General features: G+C 71.8%; 2 protein-coding genes and 1 pseudogene. 1 reads left to right on the forward strand and 2 read right to left on the reverse strand.

Features of this window, described 5'->3' with window-relative positions; genetic code table 11:
- Window positions 1–285: pseudogene (locus K206_RS41620) on the reverse strand (tripartite tricarboxylate transporter substrate binding protein); the annotation flags it as partial.
- Window positions 286–337: 52 nt separating this feature from the next.
- Complete coding sequence (locus tag K206_RS0115575; protein WP_020203325.1) at window positions 338–1,117, reverse strand: GntR family transcriptional regulator; 780 nt, start codon at window positions 1,115–1,117, stop codon at window positions 338–340.
- 725 nt (window positions 1,118–1,842) lie between these two features.
- Here K206_RS0115575 and K206_RS0115580 point away from each other — a divergent pair.
- A partial coding sequence (locus K206_RS0115580) for a hypothetical protein (RefSeq protein ID WP_020203326.1) occupies window positions 1,843–2,889 on the forward strand: 1,047 nt, incomplete at its 3' end.

A 2,889-nucleotide genomic window follows, 5' to 3' on the forward strand; every position in this document is an offset into this window, starting at 1 on the left:
CACCACCACGCCCTGGTCCAGCTCGCGCGCCATCTCCTGCGCGATGGTGCGCGCCAGCGTGTCGGTGGTGCCGCCGGCCGGCGCGCCGACCAGGATGCGGATGGGCTTGCCGCCGGCGATCTGCGCCGCCTGCGCCGGCACCGCCAGCGCAAGGCCGGCGGCGGCGCCCAGCAGCGCGGCCAGCGCGCGGCGGCGCGAAAGCCGTGCGGCTCGTGCGGCTGGTGCAGACCGTGCGGAAGGCCGGCGGCGCGGCAGCGGTGATCGGGCCGTGAAGTGAACTGGCATCGCGAATTCCTTCAGGAAGAGTTCGGGAGCGCGCAGTATCGCTTGTCCCGGCCTATTCGCGCAGCCCCGTGCGCGCTTCGCTTTCCACCCAGACGTTGGCGCTGTCGCCGCCCGCGGGAGACAGCTCCATGCGGTATTCGTAGCGGTCGGGGCGGTACTGGCCCAGCAGGAACTGCACCGGGCGGCCGGCCTTGTCCAGCACCACGCGGCGCACCGCCAGCAGCGCGCCGCCCACGGGCACGTCCAGCAGCGGCGCCACCACCACGTCGGCCAGCCGCGCCGACAGCGTCTGGCTGGCGCGTCCCAGCTGCACGCCCGCGCCTTGCAGCAGGCGCAGCATCGGCGTGGTCTCGAGGTCCTTGCGGGTCAGGCCGCGGCCCAGCTCGCCCGGCAGGTAGGTGGTGATGTGCGACAGCGGGCGGCCGCCGTAGTGGCGCACGCGCACCACCTTGACCACCGGGTCGCCGGCCTGCAGCCCGAGCGCTTCGGCCACTTCCGGCGTGGCGTGCACGTCGTCGATCGAGATCACCTTGACCGAGGTCTTCTGCCCCATGTCGATGATGTTGTCGAGCAGGCTGCCGGGCCGGTCGCCCACGGTGACGGGCTTGATCGGGTGCGGGTTGACGAAGGTACCCAGGCCGCGGTGACGGCGCACCAGTCCCTCCTGCACCAGCCGGTCGAAGACCCGGCGCATGGTGACGCGCGACGCGTGGAACTGCTTGGCGAGGTCGATCTCGCCCGGCAGCGGGCCCTGGCCGAAGCGGCCTTCCACGATCTGTTGGCGTAGTACCACGTAAATCTGGTGATACAGGGGAACGACGGCTTCACTCATGGTTTCCCTTGCGTATGGGTAACAAGTCTTGAATAGTCCTAATGTACTTTAAATCAGACATAGAGCCTAGTTATGTCGGCGTTTGTGCCGCATTCCACGCACCGGGCGGCGGCAATCGTTGCGCGCGCGCCGCGCATATGCCGCGCGCGCCGCAATCGCGCCGGCGAATGTTTGCGTCCCGCGCGCCCCCCCGGGCCGGCCGCGCGATTGCTGCGGTGCCCCGCGCGGTCCCGCCCGCGCCGCCCCTCATGCGGCGACCAGTGCACCGGCCACGGGGCCTGTTTCACGTCCGATACAGCGGCGGCCGCCAAGGGTTTTCCTTAGGAGCCGCCTCCGGACCCCTGACAGGCAGCGCTTGTTCCGGCGCCCGGGAGACCCATGCGCGGTGACGTTCGGTGCGCGCTGTCACAACTGTGTGACATGTCGCGTGCGCCGCATGGCGGCCGCGCGCGCGCAAGCCGCGCGGCACGGGTTCCCGCCCCGCGCCGGGCACTTCGCAGCCCTTGTATTTCAAGGGATTACAGCGCGGCCGCCGGCCGCTGGCACTGATTATGCGGAACGGGAGGCTGGTTTGGCCGTGAAGCCGGACCCGCACCTCCGGCCGCCGTTCTCCCCGAGCGCCGGCCAGAGGCCGAGCCGCTGTGAAATCCTCCTGGGAGCTTTGTATGAAAAAGACCTTACTTGCGTCGGCGATTGCCTTAGCCCTTGGGGCCGGCGGTCAGGCCATGGCCAACCCGACGAACAACAATGACGTCAAGTGGAACGGCGACAACACGCAGACGGCCACTGCGAACTCCACGCAATCCGGCGGCGGCGCTCTGGCAAACGAAAACTCCTCCGCCTGGCAGGACAACAGCACGTCGAGCAAGACCTCGAGCTTCGCTTCCACCAAGACCTCCACCAGAACCACCACCAAGACCAACGCCGACAACAAGGGCAAGGTGACTTTCGATGAAGGCTACGGCAACGCCGGCGCCAACAACGGCAGCACCGCCACCGCCAACTTCACCAACTCGTTCAACAGCAGCAAGGCCATCGCGGTGAGCAAGCTGTCGGGCGCGGTCACGGGTGTGGTGGTCCACGGCATCGGCAATATCGCCACCAACAACGGCAACGCCAACGGCGGCTGGGGCGGCAAGGGCGGCACCGGCTATGGCGGGACCGGCCAGGGCGGCTCGGGCGGCAATGGCGGCAACAGCGGCAACGGCGGCGCCGGCGGCAGCGGCGGCTCGGCCACCAACGGCAGCGCTACCGCGGGCTATGCCTCGGCTGGCAGCGCGTTCGCCGGCCGTGGCGGCAGCGGTGGCGATGCCAAGGGCTACGGCGGCGACGGCGGCGGTGCCAAGGGCTATGGCGGCGACGCGCTCAGCGCCAGCGCCGGCCGTGGCGGCAGCGGCGGCGGCGCCAAGGGCTCCGGCGGCGATGCGCTCGGTGCCAGCCTGTCCGGCTCCGGCAAGGGCGGCGGCGCGCTGGCCGGTGGCGGCAGCGCCGGCGGCCTGGCGGCGGGCGTGGGCGGCAGCAGCGGCTCGCGTTCGGGCAGCGGCGGTGACGGCGGCTTCTTCGGCAACGGCGGCGGCAGCGGCACCAGTACCGCGGGCGCGGGCGGCGCCGGCTCCACCGGCACCACCACCACCACCGCCGGCGCGGCGGCGGCGAACGGCGGCGCGGGCGGCAGCTCGGCCTCGGGCGCGGTGAGCCCGACCGGCGGCGCGGGTAGCGGCACGGGCGGTGCGGGCGGCGCAGGCTCCGGCGGCGCGGCTACGGCCACGGCC

The sequence above is a fragment of the Cupriavidus sp. WS genome (assembly GCF_000395345.1).
Taxonomy (GTDB): Bacteria; Pseudomonadota; Gammaproteobacteria; order Burkholderiales; family Burkholderiaceae; genus Cupriavidus; species Cupriavidus basilensis_B.